At 70.2% G+C, this 20,283-nt stretch carries 22 protein-coding genes; 21 read left to right on the top strand and 1 reads right to left on the bottom strand.

The annotated features are described in order from the left end of the window. Window positions 1-90 precede the first annotated feature (90 nt). The 13 genes from nadA (at window position 91) to hisI (ending at window position 11,074) form a co-directional block, all read left to right on the top strand. Window positions 91-1,128 carry a quinolinate synthase NadA gene (gene nadA / locus J4E04_RS12225; RefSeq protein WP_056447901.1) on the top strand — a complete coding sequence of 346 codons (1,038 nt, stop codon included), beginning with the start codon at window positions 91-93 and terminating at the stop codon, window positions 1,126-1,128. Continuing rightward, entirely contained in the window at window positions 1,125-2,765 is a 1,641-nt protein-coding gene (locus J4E04_RS12220; RefSeq protein ID WP_490148689.1) for an L-aspartate oxidase, read from the top strand. Before nadA ends, J4E04_RS12220 begins: the two co-directional genes overlap by 4 nt. Further along, on the top strand, window positions 2,762-3,631 hold the full coding sequence (nadC, locus tag J4E04_RS12215; protein ID WP_490148688.1) for a carboxylating nicotinate-nucleotide diphosphorylase: 870 nt from the start codon (window positions 2,762-2,764) through the stop codon (window positions 3,629-3,631). Before J4E04_RS12220 ends, nadC begins: the two co-directional genes overlap by 4 nt. A 37-nt stretch (window positions 3,632-3,668) precedes the next feature. After that, window positions 3,669-4,136, top strand: a complete 468-nt coding sequence (locus J4E04_RS12210; RefSeq protein WP_027506797.1) for an SRPBCC family protein — start codon at window positions 3,669-3,671, stop codon at window positions 4,134-4,136. A gap of 135 nt (window positions 4,137-4,271) precedes the next feature. After that, a complete protein-coding gene (gene hisD / locus J4E04_RS12205) occupies window positions 4,272-5,609 on the top strand; it encodes a histidinol dehydrogenase (protein WP_490148687.1) in 1,338 nt (445 codons plus the stop codon). Next, entirely contained in the window at window positions 5,606-6,742 is a 1,137-nt protein-coding gene (locus tag J4E04_RS12200) for a histidinol-phosphate transaminase (protein ID WP_285188914.1), read from the top strand. The genes hisD and J4E04_RS12200 overlap by 4 nt, the downstream gene beginning before the upstream one ends. Window positions 6,743-6,776: 34 nt before the next feature. Further along, window positions 6,777-7,394 (top strand): imidazoleglycerol-phosphate dehydratase HisB, encoded by a 618-nt coding sequence (gene hisB, locus J4E04_RS12195; RefSeq protein ID WP_222647117.1) that lies wholly within the window; start codon window positions 6,777-6,779, stop codon window positions 7,392-7,394. Then, a complete protein-coding gene (gene hisH / locus J4E04_RS12190; protein WP_222638634.1) occupies window positions 7,391-8,062 on the top strand; it encodes an imidazole glycerol phosphate synthase subunit HisH in 672 nt (223 codons plus the stop codon). The genes hisB and hisH overlap by 4 nt, the downstream gene beginning before the upstream one ends. Next, entirely contained in the window at window positions 8,059-8,298 is a 240-nt protein-coding gene (locus J4E04_RS12185; protein WP_027506792.1) for a hypothetical protein, read from the top strand. The genes hisH and J4E04_RS12185 overlap by 4 nt, the downstream gene beginning before the upstream one ends. A 52-nt stretch (window positions 8,299-8,350) precedes the next feature. Continuing rightward, the gene (priA, locus tag J4E04_RS12180; protein WP_204867182.1) at window positions 8,351-9,103 is read left to right on the top strand and encodes a bifunctional 1-(5-phosphoribosyl)-5-((5-phosphoribosylamino)methylideneamino)imidazole-4-carboxamide isomerase/phosphoribosylanthranilate isomerase PriA; all 753 of its coding nucleotides are present in this window, start codon (window positions 8,351-8,353) and stop codon (window positions 9,101-9,103) included. After that, a complete protein-coding gene (locus tag J4E04_RS12175) occupies window positions 9,100-9,945 on the top strand; it encodes an inositol monophosphatase family protein (RefSeq protein WP_490148686.1) in 846 nt (281 codons plus the stop codon). Before priA ends, J4E04_RS12175 begins: the two co-directional genes overlap by 4 nt. Continuing rightward, a complete protein-coding gene (gene hisF / locus J4E04_RS12170) occupies window positions 9,942-10,715 on the top strand; it encodes an imidazole glycerol phosphate synthase subunit HisF (RefSeq protein ID WP_027506789.1) in 774 nt (257 codons plus the stop codon). Before J4E04_RS12175 ends, hisF begins: the two co-directional genes overlap by 4 nt. Beyond that, window positions 10,712-11,074 (top strand): phosphoribosyl-AMP cyclohydrolase, encoded by a 363-nt coding sequence (gene hisI / locus J4E04_RS12165; RefSeq protein ID WP_056447928.1) that lies wholly within the window; start codon window positions 10,712-10,714, stop codon window positions 11,072-11,074. Before hisF ends, hisI begins: the two co-directional genes overlap by 4 nt. Window positions 11,075-11,084: 10 nt before the next feature. On the opposite strand, the gene J4E04_RS12160 is transcribed toward hisI, so the two are convergent. Then, the gene (locus J4E04_RS12160) at window positions 11,085-11,591 is read right to left on the bottom strand and encodes a MarR family winged helix-turn-helix transcriptional regulator (RefSeq protein ID WP_222627041.1); all 507 of its coding nucleotides are present in this window, start codon (window positions 11,589-11,591) and stop codon (window positions 11,085-11,087) included. A gap of 140 nt (window positions 11,592-11,731) precedes the next feature. On the opposite strand from J4E04_RS12160, the gene J4E04_RS12155 reads away from it, so the two are divergent. The 8 genes from J4E04_RS12155 to pyk all read left to right on the top strand — a co-directional run bounded on the left by J4E04_RS12155 (window position 11,732) and on the right by pyk (window position 20,223). Further along, window positions 11,732-13,273: an anthranilate synthase component I gene (locus J4E04_RS12155; protein ID WP_307108925.1), complete on the top strand. Its 1,542-nt coding sequence runs from the start codon at window positions 11,732-11,734 to the stop codon at window positions 13,271-13,273. After that, window positions 13,270-13,929 (top strand): TIGR02234 family membrane protein, encoded by a 660-nt coding sequence (locus J4E04_RS12150; protein ID WP_222627037.1) that lies wholly within the window; start codon window positions 13,270-13,272, stop codon window positions 13,927-13,929. Before J4E04_RS12155 ends, J4E04_RS12150 begins: the two co-directional genes overlap by 4 nt. A gap of 114 nt (window positions 13,930-14,043) precedes the next feature. Beyond that, window positions 14,044-14,853: an indole-3-glycerol phosphate synthase TrpC gene (trpC, locus tag J4E04_RS12145; protein WP_027506784.1), complete on the top strand. Its 810-nt coding sequence runs from the start codon at window positions 14,044-14,046 to the stop codon at window positions 14,851-14,853. Between the two features lie 55 nt (window positions 14,854-14,908). Next, window positions 14,909-16,168 carry a tryptophan synthase subunit beta gene (gene trpB, locus J4E04_RS12140; RefSeq protein WP_027506783.1) on the top strand — a complete coding sequence of 420 codons (1,260 nt, stop codon included), beginning with the start codon at window positions 14,909-14,911 and terminating at the stop codon, window positions 16,166-16,168. A gap of 20 nt (window positions 16,169-16,188) precedes the next feature. Next, entirely contained in the window at window positions 16,189-16,992 is an 804-nt protein-coding gene (gene trpA, locus J4E04_RS12135; protein ID WP_490150544.1) for a tryptophan synthase subunit alpha, read from the top strand. After that, window positions 16,992-18,002, top strand: a complete 1,011-nt coding sequence (gene lgt, locus J4E04_RS12130; protein WP_490150543.1) for a prolipoprotein diacylglyceryl transferase — start codon at window positions 16,992-16,994, stop codon at window positions 18,000-18,002. The genes trpA and lgt overlap by 1 nt, the downstream gene beginning before the upstream one ends. Next, a complete protein-coding gene (locus J4E04_RS12125; RefSeq protein WP_051613589.1) occupies window positions 17,980-18,705 on the top strand; it encodes a TM2 domain-containing protein in 726 nt (241 codons plus the stop codon). The genes lgt and J4E04_RS12125 overlap by 23 nt, the downstream gene beginning before the upstream one ends. A gap of 99 nt (window positions 18,706-18,804) precedes the next feature. Beyond that, window positions 18,805-20,223 (top strand): pyruvate kinase, encoded by a 1,419-nt coding sequence (gene pyk, locus J4E04_RS12120; protein ID WP_027506780.1) that lies wholly within the window; start codon window positions 18,805-18,807, stop codon window positions 20,221-20,223. The last annotated feature ends 60 nt before the right edge of the window (window positions 20,224-20,283 follow it).

Here is a 20,283-nt window from a genome sequence, read left to right as displayed (position 1 = left end):
TTTCGATCATAAGTCGAAAACCCCGTCGGGTCCATTCCGGCGGATCGGCACCGGCGCACGCGAGCGCTGGACGCACGCGAGGAGCACGACATGGCGATCACCACCACGCGATTCGGCGGGAACTCCGCGGTCTTCGACGGACCGACGGGTTACGCCGGCGTCGATGCCGGCCCGGAGTGGGCCGAGGAGATCCTGCGCCTGGCAGAGGCGAAGAACGCGACGATCCTGGCGCACAACTATCAGCTGCCCGCCATCCAGGACATCGCCCACCACGTCGGCGACTCGCTCGCGCTCTCGCGCATCGCCGCCGAGGCGCAGGAGGAGACCATCGTCTTCTGCGGCGTGCACTTCATGGCCGAGACGGCCAAGATCCTCGCGCCGTCCAAGACGGTCCTCATTCCCGACGAGCGGGCGGGCTGCTCTCTCGCCGACTCCATCGACGCGGCCCAGCTGCGCGAGTGGAAGGCCGAGCACCCGGACGCCGTAGTCGTGTCGTACGTGAACACCACCGCCGAGGTGAAGGGACTGACGGACATCTGCTGCACCTCGTCCAACGCGGTCGAGGTCGTGCAGTCCATCGACCCGGACCGCGAGGTGCTCTTCCTGCCGGACCAGTTCCTCGGGGCCCACGTCCGTCGGCAGACCGGTCGCACCAACATGCACATCTGGGCCGGTGAGTGCCACGTCCACGCCGGCATCAACGGCGACGAGCTCACCGCACGGTCGCAGGCGTACCCCGAGGCCGAGCTCTACGTCCACCCCGAGTGCGGCTGCGCGACGTCCGCGCTCTACCTCGCCGGCGAGGGATTCGTGCCCGAGGACCGCGTCAAGATCCTCTCGACCGGCGGCATGCTCGACGCGGCGCGCACCACGGGTGCGAAGCAGGTTCTCGTCGCCACCGAGATCGGCATGCTGCACCAGCTGCGCAAGGCGGCGCCCGGTGTCGACTTCCAGGCCGTGAACGACCGCGCGTCCTGCCCGTACATGAAGATGATCACCCCCGCGGCGCTGCTCCGGTGCCTCACGGAGGGCAAGGACGAGGTGCACGTCGACGTCGCGACGGCCGAACGCGCACGCGCGTCCGTCGAGCGGATGATCGCCATCGGCTCGCCCGGCGGCGGCGAGTGACCACTGCGGCCACTCCGGGCGCACGTGTCGCTGCCGCTCCGGGCGGGAGTGTCGCTCCGGGCTGGGAGGCCGCGGCCGATCTCGTCGTGGTCGGCGGGGGAGTCGCCGGTCTCGCCGCGGCGATCGAGGCGACCCGGTCCGGGCTGAGCGTGCTGGTGCTGAGCAAGGACGCGGCGGGTACGGCGACGCAGTACGCCCAGGGCGGCATGGCCGTCGCGATCGGCGAGGACGTCGAGGCTCACGTGCGCGACACGATCGTCGCGGGCGCCGGTCTGTGCGACGAGGCCGCGGTGCGCTCGATCGTCGGGGCCGGCGCCGACGCGCTGAGTGTGCTCACCGGCATCGGTGCTCGGTTCGACAGCGGCGCGGACGGCTCCATGGCCCGCACCCGTGAGGGCGGCCACTCGGTCGGCCGCATCGTGCACGCGGGCGGCGACGCCACGGGGCGCGAGATCCAGCGCGCTCTGTCGTCCGCGGCGCCCGCGACGGTGAACGGCGCGACCGTGCTCGACGTCCTGGTCGGCGACCGCGGTGTGGCGGGCGTGCTCGTCTCGCTCTCGCCGGACGATCTCCACGCGAACCTCGGCGTGGTGCACGCACCCGCCGTGCTGATCGCCACCGGTGGCACCGGAATGCTGTACTCGGCCAGCACGAACCCGTCCGGCGCCACGGCCGACGGCCTCGCTCTCGCACTGCGGGCGGGCGCGGACGTGACGGACGTCGAGTTCGTGCAGTTCCACCCGACCGTCCTGTTCCGCCCCGGCGGCCGCGGGCGGCTCCCGTTGGTCAGCGAGGCGGTCCGCGGTGAGGGCGCGCGTCTCGTCGACGCCGACGGCCGCTCGATCATGGCGGGCGTGCACCCGCTGGGTGATCTCGCTCCCCGCGACGTCGTGTCCCGGGCGATCGCCGCTCGGCTGGCCGAGAGCGGCGCCGATCACGTCTTTCTCGACGCGCGGTCCGTGCCCGACATGGCCCTGCGTTTTCCCACCGTCACCGCGGCCTGCCTCGCTCAGGACGTGGACCCGACGGAGCAGCCGATCCCGGTGGCCCCCGCAGCGCACTATGCATGCGGCGGTGTCGTCACCGACGAGTACGGCCGCACCTGCGTCGCCGGGCTCCACGCCGCGGGCGAGGTGGCCCGCACGGGACTGCACGGAGCGAACCGCCTCGCGTCGAACTCGCTGCTCGAGGGCGTGGTGCTGGGGACCCGAGTGGCTCGCATCGCCCGAGACCGGGTGTCCGTCCGCTCCCTGACGTCCGGTGATCCGTGTGCGCGACACCGGGCGCCCCGGCTCGACAGGGACGTCCTCCAGTCCGCGATGACCCGTCACGTCGGCGTCGTCCGCGACGACACAGGTCTGCGCGAGGCATCGGCGATCGTGGGAGCCGCTGTCCCGCGCGAGCTCACGTCGACCCACGACGTCGAGGACGCCGCACTGACACTGCTGGCGTCCGCGACCGCCTCGGCAGCTCTCGCCCGCACCGAGACGCGGGGTGCGCACACCCGCGCCGATCACCCCCGGTCCGACGACGCACAGCGCCGCAGCACCGTCTTCCGGCTGGCCGACGACGGCAGCCTCGCGATCGTGCGGAATGCCCGCAGCGCCGACCAGGTCGGCCCGATAGGAGTCTCATGACCACACCCGCCGCTGCTCTCGACCCCGTCGATCGGGACGAGATCCTCCTCGTCGTGCGCCGCGCGCTGGAGGAGGACCTCCGATACGGGCCCGATGTGACGAGCCTCGCCACGGTGCCCGAGGGCGCGCGCACCCGCGCCGCGGTCGTCTCGCGGGCACACGGCGTCATGGCGGGCCTCGACGCCGCGCTGGCGGTGCTCGACGAGGTGATCGGCGACCACGTCGTGCTCTCCCGGATCGCCGACGGCACCCGGGTCGAGCCGGGTGACGTGGTGCTGTCGGTGGAGGCACCGACCAGGGCCCTGCTCACCGCGGAGCGGACGATGCTCAACATTCTCTGCCACCTGTCCGGCATCGCGACCGCGACCGCGGCGTGGGTCGACGCGGTGTCCGGCACGGGATGCGTCGTACGGGACAGTCGCAAGACCTTGCCCGGGCTACGTGCACTGCAGAAGTACGCCGTGCGTGCCGGCGGCGGGCAGAACCACCGCATGGGCCTCGGCGACGCGGCACTGATCAAGGACAACCACGTGGTCGCCGCGGGCTCGGTGGTGGCGGCTCTGCGCGCCGTCCGAGCCGCGGCGCCGGACATCGCGTGCGAGGTCGAGGTGGACACTCTCGAGCAGCTCGACGACGTGCTGGCCGAGGGCGTCGACCTGGTGCTGCTCGACAACTTCCCGCTGTGGCAGACGCAGATGGCGGTGCAACGTAGGGATCGAGCAGCTCCCGCGACGAAGCTCGAATCGTCCGGCGGGCTGTTCCTGGACTCGGCCGCCGAGTACGCGGGCACCGGTGTGGACTTCCTCGCGGTCGGCGCGCTCACCCACTCCGTGACGGTGCTCGACCTGGGGCTCGACTTCGAGTGACGTTTCGCGTGAGCGGGATCCGGGCACAGGACCGCACATGACATCTGTGAGCACTGTGGACCGCGGCGATCGCGTCATCGCCCGCCGCGTGACCGTGAACGCCCCTGCCGACGACCTCTTCGCTCAGGTGGCGGATCCGCACCGGCACGGCGAGCTGGACGGCTCCGGAACGGTGAAGGACACGGTGAAGGGTCCGACGACGCTCTCGCGCGGAGCGAAGTTCTCGGTGGGTATGAAGCAGTTCGGCGTGCCCTACCGCATCACCAGCACCGTCACGGAGTTCACCGATACCGGGGACACCAAGGTGATCGAGTGGCAGCACCCGCTGGGCCACAAGTGGCGCTGGGAGTTCGTCGCGGTGGGCCCCTCGTCCACCGAGGTGACGGAATCGTTCGTCTACGGAACGGCGAAGATCCCGAAGATGCTCGAGGTGACCAAGCAGACGGCACAGAACGCGAACGGCATCACGAAGACGCTGGAGAAGCTGGCAGCCCGCTACTCCTGAGACCATGGTGCGGGCAGGCCGGAGGCCGGTCGGTGGGACCAGGTGGATCGTCCCCCTCGGGGCGCCGGTCGGGGCTCGAGCGATAATCGACGTGCGCCGACCGGCGCGCCCTTGCTCGACCCGAGAGGATCACCCATGACTGCCCGCACCGAGTTGCGACGCGTGGATCTACGCGGCAGCTCTCCGTCCACCGCCGAGCTGCGCGCGGTTCTCCCACGGGGTGGAGTGGACGTGAACTCGGTGCTGCATCTGGTCACCCCGGTGGTCGAGGCGGTGCGTGAGCGCGGCGCCGACGCGGCGCTCGAGTACAGCGAGACGTTCGACCGCGTGCGTCCCGACTCCGTGCGAGTCCCGGCCGCCGAGCTCGAGAAGGCTCTGGACCAGCTCGATCCCGACGTGCGGGCGGCACTCGAGGTGTCCATCGAGCGTTCTCGCATCGTGCACGAAGATCAGCGTCGGTCCGAGACCGTGACCACCGTCGTCCCCGGTGGAACCGTCACCGAGAAGTGGGTCCCGGTCGAGCGAGTCGGACTGTACGTACCGGGCGGCAACGCCGTGTACCCGTCGTCCGTCGTCATGAACGTCGTCCCCGCGCAGGTCGCCGGCGTCGGCAGCCTCGTCGTCGCCTCGCCGCCGCAGGCGGACTTCGGCGGCCTCCCGCACCCCACCATCCTGGCGGCGGCAGCGTTGCTCGGCGTGGACGAGGTCTGGGCGGTCGGCGGTGCCCAGGGCGTCGCACTGCTCACCTACGGCGGCGTGGACACCGACGGTGCGCCGCTCGAGCCCGTGGACATGATCACCGGCCCGGGCAACATCTACGTCACCGCGGCGAAGCGGCTGTGCCGTGGAGCGGTGGGCATCGACTCCGAGGCCGGGCCCACCGAGATCGCCATCCTGGCCGACGACACCGCCGACCCGGTGCACGTCGCCGCCGATCTGATCTCGCAGGCCGAACACGACGTGCTGGCGGCGAGCGTGCTCGTCACCACCTCGGTCGCCCTGGCGGACGCCGTCACGCGCGAGGTCGCCGAGCGCACGCTCACCACCAAGCACTCCGAACGCGTCGCGACGGCGCTGTCCGGTGAGCAGTCGGGCATCGTGCTGGTGGACACGGTGGCCGACGGCATCCGCACGGTCGACGCCTACGCCGCGGAACACCTCGAGATCCAGACCGAGAACGCCTCCGAGGTGGCGGGCCGCATCCGCAGCGCCGGAGCGGTGTTCGTCGGACCGTGGTCGCCGGTGAGCCTCGGCGACTACTGCGCCGGGTCGAACCACGTCCTGCCGACGGCCGGATGCGCCCGTCACTCGTCCGGGTTGTCGGTGCAGACCTTCCTGCGCGGCATCCACATCGTCGACTACGCGCGCGACGCTCTCGACGGCGTCGCGAAGCACGTCGTCGCCCTCGCGAACGCGGAGGATCTGCCGGCGCACGGTGATGCCGTCCGCGTGCGGTTCGAGAGCCGATCGTGACGGCCGCGCCCGGCGCCGGGACCGCACTGTCGGACCTGCCGCTGCGCGACTCGCTCGTCGGGAAGTCTCCGTACGGTGCGCCGCAGCTCGAGGTGCCGGTGCAGCTCAACACCAACGAGAACCCGCACCCACCGTCGGCAGCGCTCGTGGAGGACGTCGCCCGCTCCGTGCGGGAGGCGGCAGCGTCGCTGCACCGCTATCCCGATCGGGACGCCGTCTCACTGCGCACGGATCTCGCCGCGTACGTGGCGGCCCGTACGGGGGTGCCCGTCACCGTCGACAACCTGTGGGCCGCGAACGGATCGAACGAGATCCTGCAGCAGTTGCTGCAGGCATTCGGGGGGCCGGGACGCACGGCGCTGGGATTCGTGCCGTCGTACTCGATGCACCCCATCATCTCGGCGGGCACCCAGACCGAGTTCCTCGATCTGCATCGGCGTGACGACTTCTCGCTGGACGTCGACGCGGCCGTGGCCGCGATCGAGTCGATGACGCCGGACGTCGTGTTCGTCACCAGCCCCAACAACCCGACGGGACACAGTCTCTCGCTCGACGACCTCCGGCGTCTCGCCTCCGCGACCACCGGGATCCTCGTCGTCGACGAGGCGTACGGCGAGTTCTCGGCGGCGCCAAGCGCGGTCGACCTCATCGACGAGTTCCCCAGCCGAGTCGTCGTCAGCCGGACCATGAGCAAGGCCTTCGCGTTCGCGGGTGGGCGACTCGGGTACCTGGTGGCCGCTCCGGCCGTCGTGGACGCGCTGCTGCTGGTGCGGCTGCCGTACCACCTGTCGGTGCTCACGCAGGCTGCTGCGCGCGCCGCACTGCGCCATGCCGACGACACGCTGGCCTCGGTGGCCGAGCTGGCTGCCGAGCGTGATCGCGTCGTCGCCCGGCTCGCCGTCCTGGGCTACCGAGTGGTGCCCAGCAGCGCCAACTTCGTGCTGTTCGGCCTGTTCGACGATGCGCCCGCGGTGTGGTCGCGGTACCTCGATCAGGGTGTACTCATCCGCGACGTCGGCATCGCGGGGCATCTCCGCGTCACCATCGGCACCGAGGCCGAGAACGATCGGTTCCTCGAGGTCAGCGCCGACCTGTCCGAGGACGTCGTCCACTCGTCCGCCCCCGCCACCTGAACCCCAACAGAGGATCCGACCAGTGAGCAGCATCATGACCCCGAACCGCATCGCGCGCATCGAGCGGACCACCAAGGAGTCGTCCATCACGGTGGAGCTGAATCTCGACGGCACCGGCATCGTCGACGTGTCCACCGGTGTGCCGTTCTTCGACCACATGCTCACCGCGCTCGGGACGCACGCGAGTTTCGACCTCACGGTGCACGCGAAGGGCGACATCGAGATCGAGGCGCATCACACGGTCGAGGACACCGCTATCGTCCTCGGACAGGCGCTGGGCCAGGCACTCGGCGACAAGAAGGGAATTCGCCGTTTCGGTGACGCGTTCATTCCGATGGACGAGACGCTGGCACACGCCTCGGTCGACGTGTCCGGTCGGCCGTACTGCGTGCACACCGGGGAACCGGAGCACATGCTGCACGCGATCATCGGCGGCTACCCGGGAACCCCGTACGCCACGGTGATCAACCGCCACGTCTTCGAGTCGATCGCGTCCAATGCGCGTATCGCCCTGCACGTCCGGGTGCTGTACGGACGCGACCAGCACCACGTCACCGAGGCCGAGTTCAAGGCCGTCGCTCGCGCCCTCCGCGCGGCCGTCGAGCCCGATCCGCGGGTCTCGGGAGTGCCGTCGACGAAGGGAAGCTTGTGAGCAGCGGGAAGGCCGGAGGCCGGCCGGGAAGAGCAGGCAAGTCTGTCGCGTTGCTGGATTACGGTTCGGGGAATCTGCACTCGGCGCAGCGCGCACTCGAACGTGTGGGCGCCGACGTCACGGTGACGTCCGACCACCGCGTCGCGCTGCAGGCCGACGGACTGGTCGTGCCCGGTGTCGGCGCGTTCGGCGCATGCATGGACGGTCTGCTGTCGGTGCGCGGCGACGAGCTCGTCGACAAGCGGCTCGCCGGGGGCCGCCCCGTGCTCGGCATCTGCGTCGGCATGCAGATCATGTTCGACCGCGGCGTCGAGTTCGACGTGCCCGCCACCGGCTGCGGCCAGTGGCCCGGCACCGTGGAGAAGCTGCAGGCCGAGGTGCTCCCGCACATGGGCTGGAACACGGTGCGCCCGGGCGAGGACTCGGTGCTGTTCGCGGGCATGGACCCCGACACGCGCTTCTACTTCGTGCACTCGTACGGCGTGCAGGACTGGGAGATGGCACCGAGCGAGTCGCTTGCCGCTCCGGTTCTCACGTGGGCCGATCACGGCGGCGAGTTCCTCGCGGCGGTGGAGAACGGCCCTCTGTCCGCGACACAGTTCCACCCGGAGAAGTCCGGCGACGCCGGCGCCACGCTGCTCGAGAACTGGCTCCGCACCCTCGGATGAGCGAGCCCCGCGAGTTCTCACTGGGTCGCCACACCGGGCTCGTCCTCGGTGCGGCGACCCTGATGCTCGCCGCGACCACCCTCGTCCTCTGGCTGCTGCAGCCGAGTGGTCCGGTGGGGCTGCTGGTGGTGGCCGTTGGACTCGTCGCCACGGGCGTCTGCGCGTCGCTGGTGGCGAAGGCGTCCGTTCGCCGATCCTTCGGCGAGGAGCCCGACGGGTCCGAGCCGTCCGACTGACGCGCCGCCCTGCCCGGTGTCGCCGCGGATCGTGCCGGTAACCTCGTCGAACGTGAGCCTGGTACTTCTCCCCGCAGTCGATGTCGCCGATGGTCAAGCTGTTCGTCTCGTGCAGGGAGAGGCAGGCAGCGAGACCGCCTACGGCTCTCCGCGCGACGCCGCGCTGGCCTGGCAGAACGACGGCGCCGAGTGGGTGCATCTGGTAGATCTGGACGCCGCCTTCGGCCGCGGTTCGAACCGCGACCTCCTCGCGAGCGTGGTGGGGGAACTCGACGTGAAGGTCGAGCTGTCCGGTGGCATCCGCGACGACGAGAGCCTGCGGGCAGCGCTCGCGACGGGCTGCGCGCGCGTCAACCTCGGCACCGCCGCACTCGAGGATCCGGAGTGGTGCCGCCGCGCCATCGGTGAGTACGGCGATCGTGTCGCCGTGGGACTGGACGTGCGCATCGTCGACGGTGAGCACCGCCTGCGCGGTCGCGGCTGGGTGAGTGACGGCGGCGATCTGTGGGAGGTGCTGGAGCGGCTCGACCGCGACGGGTGCTCGCGGTACGTGGTCACCGACGTCACGCGGGACGGCACTCTGACCGGCCCCAATCTCGAACTGCTCGAACAGGTCTGCGCTGTCACCGACGCGCCGGTCATCGCGTCCGGCGGAGTGTCCACCGTCGCGGATCTGGTCGCCATCGCCACGCTGACCGACAAGGGCGTCGAGGGTTCCATCGTCGGCAAGGCCCTCTACGCCGGCCGCTTCACGCTGCCGGAGGCCCTCGCCGCCGTCGCGGACAGCGCACCGTCGGCGACGTGATCGCCGTGGACCTGGACGCTCTCGCGGCCACCGCGCGCACCCTGCTCGACGGCACCCACGAGCGGTTCGTCGCCGGCGCCGGGGCGCCCAGCGCCGTCGCCAAGGGGCCGGACGACTTCGCCACCGCGGTCGACCTCGAGCTCGAACGTCGGCTGGTCGAGGAACTGCAGGAGCAGACCCAGATCCCCGTGCACGGCGAGGAGTTCGGCGGGCCACCCGTCGAGTCCGGCACCGTGTGGGTACTCGATCCGATCGACGGGACCTTCAACTACTCGTTCGGGCTGCCCACGGCGGGCACCCTGCTGTCGCTGCTCGTCGACGGGCGCCCGGTCATCGGCCTGACGTGGCTTCCCCTGATCGGCCAACGCTTCTGGGCGGTGGAGGGCGGACCCGTGCATCGTGACGGGGAGGCGCTCCCCGCACTGCCCACCTCCGCACTCGCCTCCTCCATCGTCGGATTCGGTGCGTTCAACATCGACAGCCGCGGCCGGTTGCCCGGCGCCTACCGGGTGCAGGTGCTCTCGGACATCAGCCGCGTCTCCTCACGGATCCGCATGCACGGGTCGACCGGGCTGGACCTCGCGTACACCGCGGCGGGAACACTCGGTGCGTCGATCGTGTTCGGTCACCATGCGTGGGACAACGCCGCGGGAGCGATACTGGTCCGCGCCGGCGGCGGGATCGTCACCGATCTGGCGGGCGAGCCGTGGACGGTGACCTCGACGTCGGTGCTCGCCGCAGCCCCCGGCGTGCACGAGGAACTGCTGCAGGTGCTCGCCGGAGTCGGCGAGCCGTCCACGTACACACCGACATCGCGCGCGCGGGAAGGAGTCCGGAGATGAGTGTCGCCGTACGCGTCATCCCGTGCCTGGACGTCGATGCCGGTCGCGTCGTCAAGGGTGTCAACTTCGCCGATCTGCGCGATGCGGGTGACCCGGTCGAGCTCGCCGCGAAGTACGACGCCGAGGGTGCCGACGAGCTGACCTTCCTCGACGTCACCGCGTCGTCCGGTGGGCGCGCCACGATGTTGGACGTCGTCACCCGCACCGCGGAGCAGGTGTTCATTCCCCTCACCGTCGGCGGCGGTGTCCGTACCGTCCAGGACGTGGACACGCTCCTGCGAGCGGGTGCCGACAAGGTGTCCGTCAACACGGCAGCGCTCGCGCGACCGGAGTTGTTGCGCGAGTTGAGCTCTCGATTCGGATCGCAGTGCATCGTGCTGTCGGTCGACGCCCGGACGGTGCCCGAGGGCGAGGCGCCGACGGCGTCCGGTTGGGAGGTGACCACGCACGGCGGCCGCCGCGGTACCGGCGTCGACGCCGTGGAGTGGGCACACCGCGGGGCCGAACTCGGGGTGGGCGAGATCCTGCTCAACTCGATGGACGCGGACGGCACGAAGGCCGGCTTCGACATCGCCATGATCACCGCTGTCCGCGCGGCCGTCCGGGTCCCGGTCATCGCCAGTGGCGGCGCCGGCGCCGTCGAGCACTTCGCGCCCGCCGTGGCCGCGGGTGCCGATGCCGTTCTCGCGGCCAGCGTCTTCCACTTCGGCGAGATGACCATCGGCGACGTCAAGGGCGCTCTGCGCGCGGACGGTGTGGAGGTTCGATGAGCGCCCCCGTTCTCGATCCGGCGATCGCCGACCGTCTCAAGCGCACCGACGACGGACTGGTGTGCGCCGTCGCGCAGGAACGCGGCACCGGTGACGTGCTCATGGTCGCGTGGATGGACGACACGGCCCTGGCCATGACGCTCGCGACGCGCAAGGGCACGTACTGGTCGCGGTCACGGCAGGAGTACTGGGTCAAGGGCGAGTCGTCCGGACACGCACAGTACGTCCACGAGGTCCGCCTCGACTGCGACGGTGACACGATCCTGCTGACGGTCGATCAGACCGGCGGCGCGTGCCACACCGGTGATCACTCGTGCTTCGACGCCGACGTGTTGCTGAGCGAGCCCCCGACCGCGTGAGTACCGGCGGTCAGCCACCGCCGTCGCGGGCGATGCCGGCGTCGAGGTTGGTGACCATGACCTCGGCGAGCGCTCGCATCGTCTCGACCTGCTCGTCGTCCAGCCCGTCGAACACGAGTGACCGCACCGTGGAGACGTGGCCGGGAGCCGTGGCGACCACCTTCGCGTACCCCTCGTCCGTGAGAACGGCGTGGGAGCCGCGGCCGCCGCTGATGCTCTCCCGCCGGGCCCATCCGGCGCGCTCGAGCTTGGTCATCACGTGCGACAGCCGGGACAGCGACGCGTTGGCGAAGTCCGCGAGGTCACGTAGGCGCAGCCGACGATCCGGAGCCTCGGACAGCGTCGCCATCACGAAGTAGTCGAAGTGCGTCAGTCCGGAGTCGCGCTGCAACTGGGTGTCCAGCGCGGCGGGCAACCGGGTCACGAAGGCGACCAGCACGCGCCAGGCGTCCTGCTGTGCCGGTGTGAGCCAGCGCATCTCGTCCGGGTGCGTCTCGGACGGCGGTGTCGCGGTCATCGGGTGCGCGTTCCTCTCCTCGTGCCGGATCACGACCGACCAGTTCGGTTTCCGACTCGTCGAGTGTCCCACCGCCCGTGCGACCACCGCGTTCGGCACCTCCCGAACCCGGCGGGACGGCACCCGGGAAGATGACACCCATGGATTCGCAGAAGGACCCGGCACCCGGAACCACCACCCGGGAGCAGTTCCGCCAACTGGCCGCCGTCCATCGCGTGGTCCCTGTCGTCCGCAAGGTTCTCGCGGACTCCGAGACTCCGCTGTCGGCGTACCGCAAGCTCGCCGGGGACCGGCCCGGCACGTTCCTGCTCGAATCCGCCGAGAACGGGCGGTCGTGGTCCCGGTGGTCGTTCATCGGTGCGGGCAGCCCCAGTGCGCTCACGGTCGTGGACGGCGAGGCCGCGTGGATGGGGGAGACGCCGGCGGGTGCCCCGTCGGGTGGCCATCCGCTGGACGCACTCGGAGCCACCATCGAGCTGCTCCGCTCCGAACGGTTGCCGGACCTGCCCCCGCTCACCGGCGGGATGGTGGGGTATCTCGGCTACGACGCGGTGCGCCACATCGAGCGACTGCCCGAACTCACCGAGGACGATCTGCAGATCCCCGAGATGGTGATGCTCCTCGCGACCGATCTGGCCGCGGTGGACCACCACGAGGGTGCGATCACCCTCATCGCCAACGCGGTGAACTGGAACGGCACCGACGAGCGGGTCGACGAGGCGTACGACGACGCGGTGGCACGGCTCGACCGCATGACCCTCGCACTGTCGTCCGCCGCGGAGTCCACGGTGGCGTCGTTCTCGCGACCCGAGCCGCAGTTCCGGCGCCAGCGGACCTCCGAGGGGTTCGGCGCCGACGTGCACCGCCTGGTCGAGGAGATCGAGGCGGGCGAGGCGTTCCAGGTGGTGCTGTCCCAGCGTTTCGAGATGGAGACCACCGCGACGCCGCTCGACGTCTATCGCATGCTCCGACGCTCCAATCCCAGCCCGTACATGTACCTGATGCACGTCCCCGGCGCGGACGGCGAGACCGCGTTCTCGATCGTCGGGTCGAGCCCCGAGTCCCTCGTGACGGTCGCCGACGGTGTCGCGACGACGCACCCGATCGCCGGGACCCGGTGGCGCGGCGCCACCGAGGAGGACGACCTCTTGCTCGAGAAGGACCTCCTCGTGGACGAGAAGGAGAACTCCGAGCACCTCATGCTGGTGGACCTCGGACGCAACGATCTCGGGCGGGTCTGCGAGCCGGGCACGGTCAAGGTCACCGAGTACCGCCACGTCGAGCGCTACAGCCACGTCATGCACCTGGTGTCGACGGTGACGGGTCGGCTCGACGAGGGCAGGCACGCACTCGACGCCGTCCGCGCCTGCTTCCCGGCGGGCACGCTGTCGGGCGCTCCCAAGGTGCGGGCGATGGAGCTCATCGAGGAACTCGAACCGACCCGCCGCGGCGTCTACGGCGGCATCGTCGGATACCTCGACTTCGACGGGGACGCCGACACGGCGATCTGCATCCGCTCCGCCCTCATCAAGAACGGCACCGCGTACGTCCAGGCGGGTGCCGGCGTGGTGGCCGACTCGGTCGCCGAGTACGAGGACACCGAGGCGCGCAACAAGGCGATGGCGGTGCTCAGCGCGGTGGCCGCAGCGGAGACGGTGACCACCGTCGGAGGCGCCGAGTGAAACGCGGGGGCGTCGGTCTCGCCGCGCTGCTCCTGGCTCTCGCGGCGCTGGCGCTGTGGGCGTCGTCGCGGATGACCTGGGTCCGGGTCGTCAGCTCGGACGGGCTGGGGGAGCAGCAGACGTCCTCGCTCGTCGGGGGTACGTGGGCCGCGGCGACCACGCCGTTGGCCATCGCGGCCATCGCTGCGGTGGCGGCCCTGTTCGCGATCCGCGGACGGTGGACGGTACTGCTCGCGGTGCTCGTCGCGCTCGTCGGTGTGGGAGCCGCCGTTCCCGCGGTGCAGTTGATCGTCTCGGGCGTGGATCCGGAGCGCGCCGGCGCGCTGGCGGAACTCCCCGGTCGTGCCGAGGTCCTCTCCGCGGAGGCGAGCCGCGCGCCCGCCGCACTCGCGCTCCTGGGCGGTCTGCTCGCGCTGGCCGCCGCCGTCGTGGTCGCGCGCACGTCCCGCTCCAAGGCCGGCCTGTCGGCTCGGTACGACAGTCCCGCGGTGCGCCGTGAGCGCGCCGAACAGGACGTTCGGTCTGCCGCCGTGGACGCCGACGAGGAACCGAGCGAGCGGGCCATCTGGGACGCGCTGGACTCCGGCGCCGACCCGACCGTGACCGACGACGCCACCGGTGTCGACGACCGACCCCGCGGCGGTGAGACCCGCTAGTCGGTGGTGTTACTCCGGCCTCTACTCTGAGCGCACCGGATGAGCAGCGCCACACATCCACTGCGATGTCGAGCAGACATTCACCACTCTGGCGGAAGGACGCGGGGGACACCGATGACCGTTCTCGATTCGATCCTCGACGGTGTACGGGCCGACACGCAGGCCCGTGAATCCGTGGTGGACTTCGCCTCCGTCAAGAAGGCCGCCGCCGCCGCGCGGCCGGCTCTCGACGCCGCCGCCGCGCTCATCGAGCCGGGCATCGCCGTCATCGCAGAGGTCAAGCGCGCCAGCCCTTCCAAGGGTGCGCTGGCCGACATTCCGGACCCCGCCGTGCTCGCGGGTGCCTACGAGTCGGGCGGAGCGCGCGTCATCAGCGTGCTCACCGAGGAGCGCCGCTTCCGCGGATCGCTGGACGATCTCGACGCCGTGCGTCGCGCCGTCGAGATCCCCGTGCTGCGCAAGGACTTCATCGTCGGGCCGTACCAGATCCACGAGGCTCGCGCCCACGGCGCCGACATGATTCTGCTGATCGTCGCGGCTCTGGAGCAGGACGCCCTCGCGTCCCTGCTCGACCGCACCGAGTCGCTCGGCATGACCCCGCTGGTCGAGGTGCACACCGAGGAGGAAGCGGACCGCGCGCTCGAGGCCGGCGCCAAGGTCATCGGCGTCAACGCCCGCAACCTCAAGACGCTCGACGTCGACCCGGACACCTTCTCCCGCATCGCGCCCGGCCTGCCGTCGGACATCATCCGGGTCGCCGAGTCCGGCGTCCGCGGCACCGCCGATCTCCTGGCCTACGCCGGAGCGGGTGCCGACGCGGTTCTCGTCGGTGAGGGACTGGTCACCAGCGGCGACCCGCGGTCCGCGGTGCGTGACCTGGTCGCGGCCGGAACGCACCCCTCGTGCCCGAAGCCTGCGCGCTGATTTCAGGCTCCACCCGGCTCGTCGTCCCGGTGTGTCATCGGGCAGACTCGACACCGTGACTACCAGCTATCTTCCGAACTCGAGCGACGGCATCACCGATCGCACCGATCACGACCCCGACCTCGGCGGACACTTCGGTAAGTACGGCGGCCGCTACGTGCCCGAGGCGCTCATGGGCGTCATCGAGGAAGTCACCACCGAGTACGCCAAGGCGCGCGGAGATCGAGACTTCCTCGACGAGCTCGATCGTCTGCAGCGCGACTACACCGGTCGCCCGTCGCCGATCTTCGAGGCGGCGAATCTGTCGAAGCAGGCCGGTGGGGCCCGCATCTTCCTCAAGCGCGAGGACCTCAACCACACCGGTTCGCACAAGATCAACAACGTGCTGGGCCAGGTGCTGCTCGCCAAGCGGATGGGCAAGACCCGCGTCATCGCCGAGACCGGCGCCGGCCAGCACGGCGTCGCCACGGCCACGGCCTGTGCGCTGCTCGGCCTCGAGTGCCTCGTCTACATGGGCGAGGTGGACACCGAGCGTCAGGCCCTCAACGTCGCCCGGATGAAGCTCCTCGGTTCCGACGTCGTCGCGGTGACGTCCGGCTCGCGCACACTCAAGGACGCCATCAACGAGGCGCTGCGCGACTGGGTGACCAACGCGGACGAGACCTACTACTGCTTCGGCACGGTCGCCGGACCGCACCCGTTCCCCATGATGGTCCGCGATTTCCAGCGCATCATCGGCATGGAGGCACGCGCGCAGATGCTGCACGATCACGGCCGGCTTCCCGACGCCATCGCCGCGTGCGTCGGCGGCGGGTCGAACGCCATCGGCATCTTCCACGCCTTCATCGACGACGCGGACGTCCGGCTGATCGGGTACGAGGCAGCCGGCGACGGCATCGAGACGGGTCGCCACGCCGCGACCATCGGTGCGGGTTCGCCCGGCGCCCTTCACGGCGCCTTCTCGTACTTGCTGCAGGACGAGGACGGTCAGACCATCGACTCGCACTCCATCTCCGCCGGGCTCGACTACCCGGGCGTCGGACCGGAGCACTCGTACCTCAACGACATCGGGCGAGCCGAGTACCGACCCATCACCGACACGGAGGCCATGGAGGCCTTCACTCTGCTGTGCAAGACCGAGGGCATCATCCCGGCGATCGAGTCCGCGCACGCCATCGCGGGTGCCGTGAAGCTCGGCCGTGAACTCGGTGACGGCGCCATGATCCTGGTCAACCTCTCCGGTCGCGGAGACAAGGACGTCGACACCGCCGCGAAGTGGTTCGGCATCCTGGACGAGAAGGGCAACGTGACGTGAGCACCCCCACCCCCATCCCGGTGCACTCCGGTCCGTCGCGGTTGGGCCCGGTCTTCGACCACACCCGCGGTGAGCACCGCGCGGCCCTCGTCGGCTACCTGCCCGCCGGGTTCCCGACGGTGCCCGAGTCGATCGACGCCGTGCGCGCGCTCGTCGACAGCGGCTGCGACATCATCGAGGTCGGCGTCCCGTACTCCGATCCCGTCATGGACGGCCCCACCATCGCGGCCGCCGCAGGGCGCGCCCTGGCCAACGGCGCCCGCGTCCGCGACGTCTTCACCGTGGTCGAGACCATCGCCGACGCCGGTGGCAAGGCCGTCGTCATGACGTACTGGAACCCGGTCATGAAGTACGGCGTGACCGAGTTCGCCGCGAATCTCGCGTCGGCGGGCGGCGTCGGCATGATCACGCCGGACCTGATCCCCGACGAGGCCGGCGACTGGCTCGGCGCCTCCGAGGAGCACGGGCTCGATCGCATCTTCCTCGTCGCACCGTCGTCGACGGAGGAGCGTCTCTCGCGCACCGTGCAGTCGAGCAGCGGTTTCGTCTACGCCGCGTCGACCATGGGCGTGACGGGTGCCCGCGATGCGGTGTCCTCTGCCGCGCCCGCACTGGTGTCCCGCATCCGCGTGCACTCCGACATCCCCATCGGCATCGGCCTCGGGGTGCGTTCCGGTGCCCAGGCCGCGGAGATCGCCGCGTACGCCGACGCCGTCATCGTCGGATCCGCGCTCGTCTCCGCCGTCGACCAGGGTGTCGGCGCCGTCTCCGCGCTCACCGCAGAACTCGCCGAGGGCGTGCGGTCGGCGAAGGCCGCGTCGTGATGCTCGCGGCGAACACCGCCGTGCTCGCCTACATCCCCAGTCCGCCGCAGGGCGTCTGGTACGTCGGGCCGCTCGCACTGCGGGCGTACGCCTTCTTCATCATCGTCGGCATCGTCGTCGCGATCGTGTGGGGTGACCGCCGCTGGGTCGCCCGCGGCGGCGACAAGGGGACCGTCCTCGACGTCGCCGTGTGGGCCGTGCCGTTCGGTCTCATCGGCGGTCGGCTCTACCACGTCATCACCGACGCGCCGACGTACTTCGGCGAGGGTGGCAATCCGATCGACGCCCTCAAGATCTGGCAGGGCGGTCTCGGCATCTGGGGCGCCGTCTTCCTGGGTGGTGTCGGCGCGTGGATCGCCTGCAGGCGACGCGGGATACCGCTCCCGGCCTTCGGCGACGCCGTCGCGCCGGGCATCCTCCTCGCGCAGGCCATCGGCCGCATCGGCAACTACTTCAACCAGGAGCTCTACGGACGCGACACCACCCTGCCGTGGGGCCTTGAGATCTACGAACGCGTCGACGCCAACGGTCGGGTCGACTCCCTGGCCGGCGTCTCCACCGGAATCGTCGAGCGGGTCGTGCATCCGACGTTCCTGTACGAACTGTTGTGGAACGTCGTCGTCGTCGTGCTCCTGGTGCTGGTCGACCGTCGCTTCCGCCTCGGACACGGCCGCATCTTCGCCCTGTACGTCGCGGGCTACTGCGCCGGACGCTTCGTCATCGAGCTGATGCGCAGCGACTTCGCGACGCTGATCGGCGGCATCCGCGTCAACTCGTTCACCTCCGGCATCGTCTTCCTGCTCGCGCTGGCGTACGTCGTCCTCGCGCCCAAGGGTCGTGAGGAACCGGCCATGCTGCGCACCCGGACCGACGAGGTCGAGCCTGACGGCGAGGTGACGGACGAGGCGGACGCCGATGCTCCGGCGAAGGACGAGGACCGATCCACCGACGAGGTGACCACCCCGACGACGAGTGAGGACGAGGGACGTGACCGATCCGGACAAGCCTGACCTGACGAAGAAGTCGACCGGCTCGGACCCCGTGGGGTCCGACGACGTCACCGGGAGCACTCCCGGTCCGGGGTGGAACACCAACGCCAGTTTCGGCGAGGGTCCGGGTTCCGGCGCCTACCCGTCCTACCCGTCGCCCGGGACGTACCCCGAACCGTCGGCCGGTGACACGGCTGCCTTCGGCTACCCGGTCGGCGAGTACGGCTCCTGGAATCGTGAGCCCGAGTCGACGGACTGGTCCGCACGGCCGGCCGCGGACACCCCGTACGCCCAGCCCCAGTACGGTCAGCCCCAGTACGCCCAGCCGCAGTACGGGCAGCCCCAGTACGGTCAGCAGCCGCAGTACGGGCAGCCACCGTTCGCGGGCGGCCACGGCGTCGATCCGATGGCGCCGTTCGGTCGAGACATGGGGACGGGTGAACCGTTCGGCGACAAGTCGAAGGTGACGGCAGGTGTTCTCCAGTTGGCCCCGCTGCTCTTCGGTCTGCCGCTCGGCATCGGCCGGTTCTACATCGGCTCGACGGTGCTCGGCGTCGCGCAGCTCGTGTCGTTCATCGTGAGCGTCCTGCTGACCGTGACGATCATCGGCGCGTTGATCGGTATCCCGCTCTACGCGGCCGTCTGGCTGTGGTGCCTCGTCGACGGCATCGTGATGCTCGTGAGCAAGGTCCGCGACGGGAACGGCCGACTTCTCAAACCCTGAACGACCTCCCGGTTAACTACTGGCCAGTAGCCCAATTGTCAGGACATAGAGCGGCGTCGTCGATAGGAATCGGGTCCGGCGGGGACTAGGCTTGCGCCCGTGACCCGACGGACGAAGATCGTATGCACCCTGGGACCGGCGACTGCCACCGACGAGAGAATCAAGGAACTCGTCGAGAGCGGAATGGATGTGGCTCGGCTGAATTTCAGCCACGGCGACTACCCCGACCACGAGGCGAACTACAAGCGGGTGCGTGCGGCGTCGAACGCCACCGGGAAGGCCGTGGGCATCCTCGCCGACCTGCAGGGTCCGAAGATCCGGCTGGGCCGGTTCAAGGAGGGCAAGACCACCTGGGCCAACGGTGAGCTGATCCGCATCACGGTCGAGGAGTGCGAGGGCACCCACGATCGGGTCTCCACCACCTACAAGGAACTCGCGCAGGACGCCAAGGAAGGCGATCGCCTCCTCGTCGACGACGGCAAGGTCGGTCTGGTCGTCACCGGTGTCGAGGGCAACGACGTCCTCTGCCGCGTGACCGAGGGCGGCCCCGTCAGCAACAACAAGGGCGTGTCCCTCCCCGGCATGGACGTGTCGGTTCCCGCCATGTCGGACAAGGACACCGAGGATCTCGAGTTCGCTCTGGCCCTGGGAGTCGACTTCATCGCACTGTCGTTCGTGCGGTCGCCGGCCGACGTCGAGCTGGTGCACGCGATCATGGACCGGGTGGGCCGCCGGGTCCCCGTCATCGCCAAGATCGAGAAGCCGGAAGCGGTCGACAACCTCGAGGCCATCGTCCTCGCGTTCGACGCGGTGATGGTCGCGCGTGGTGACCTCGGTGTCGAGCTCCCGCTCGAGCAGGTGCCGCTGGTGCAGAAGCGCGCCATCCAGATCGCGCGCGCCAACGCCAAGCCTGTCATCGTCGCCACGCAGATGCTCGAGTCGATGATCGAGAACTCGCGTCCCACCCGCGCGGAGGCGTCCGACGTCGCGAACGCGGTGCTCGACGGCACCGACGCCGTCATGCTGTCCGGCGAGACCTCCGTCGGCAAGTTCGTCATGGAGACGGTGCGCACGATGGCACGCATCGTGGAGACCGTCGAGATGGAGGGCGACGCGGTTCCGGCGCTCACCCACACTCCGCGCACCAAGCGCGGTGTTATCTCCTACGCGGCTCGCGACATCGGAGAGCGGCTCGACGCACGCGCTCTCGTTGCCTTCACGCAGTCCGGTGACACCGTGCGGCGCATGGCGCGTCTGCATTCGCGGCTGCCGCTGCTGGCCTTCACGTCCATCCCCGAGGTGCGCAGTCAGCTCGCTCTGACCTGGGGCACCGAGACGTTCCTGGTGCCGTTCGTCGACACCACCGACGGCATGGTGCGTGAGGTCGACAAGTCGTTGCTCGAGCTCGACCGATATCACCGCGGCGACCAGGTCGTGATCGTCGCCGGTGCGCCTCCCGGCACTGTAGGCTCCACCAACTTGATCCACGTGCACCGAATCGGAGAAGAGGACCGGTAAGTGACCGAACTGGGGGGAACGGTCGACAGACCGGAATCGGCGCGTCGGGGGGACGCGCCG

Source organism: Rhodococcus sp. NFXS4 (assembly GCF_058139645.1).
This window is presented reverse-complemented; position numbering and strand designations above follow the sequence as displayed.

Coding starts and splice junctions, on each gene's coding strand:
- nadA (WP_056447901.1), top strand. CDS start 91: ATGGCGATCACCACCACGCGATTCGGCGGGAACTCCGCGGTCTTCGAC.
- nadC (WP_490148688.1), top strand. CDS start 2,762: ATGACCACACCCGCCGCTGCTCTCGACCCCGTCGATCGGGACGAGATC.
- J4E04_RS12210 (WP_027506797.1), top strand. CDS start 3,669: ATGACATCTGTGAGCACTGTGGACCGCGGCGATCGCGTCATCGCCCGC.
- hisD (WP_490148687.1), top strand. CDS start 4,272: ATGACTGCCCGCACCGAGTTGCGACGCGTGGATCTACGCGGCAGCTCT.
- hisB (WP_222647117.1), top strand. CDS start 6,777: ATGACCCCGAACCGCATCGCGCGCATCGAGCGGACCACCAAGGAGTCG.
- J4E04_RS12185 (WP_027506792.1), top strand. CDS start 8,059: ATGAGCGAGCCCCGCGAGTTCTCACTGGGTCGCCACACCGGGCTCGTC.
- hisF (WP_027506789.1), top strand. CDS start 9,942: ATGAGTGTCGCCGTACGCGTCATCCCGTGCCTGGACGTCGATGCCGGT.
- hisI (WP_056447928.1), top strand. CDS start 10,712: ATGAGCGCCCCCGTTCTCGATCCGGCGATCGCCGACCGTCTCAAGCGC.
- J4E04_RS12160 (WP_222627041.1), bottom strand. CDS start 11,591: ATGACCGCGACACCGCCGTCCGAGACGCACCCGGACGAGATGCGCTGG.
- J4E04_RS12155 (WP_307108925.1), top strand. CDS start 11,732: ATGGATTCGCAGAAGGACCCGGCACCCGGAACCACCACCCGGGAGCAG.
- trpC (WP_027506784.1), top strand. CDS start 14,044: ATGACCGTTCTCGATTCGATCCTCGACGGTGTACGGGCCGACACGCAG.
- lgt (WP_490150543.1), top strand. CDS start 16,992: ATGCTCGCGGCGAACACCGCCGTGCTCGCCTACATCCCCAGTCCGCCG.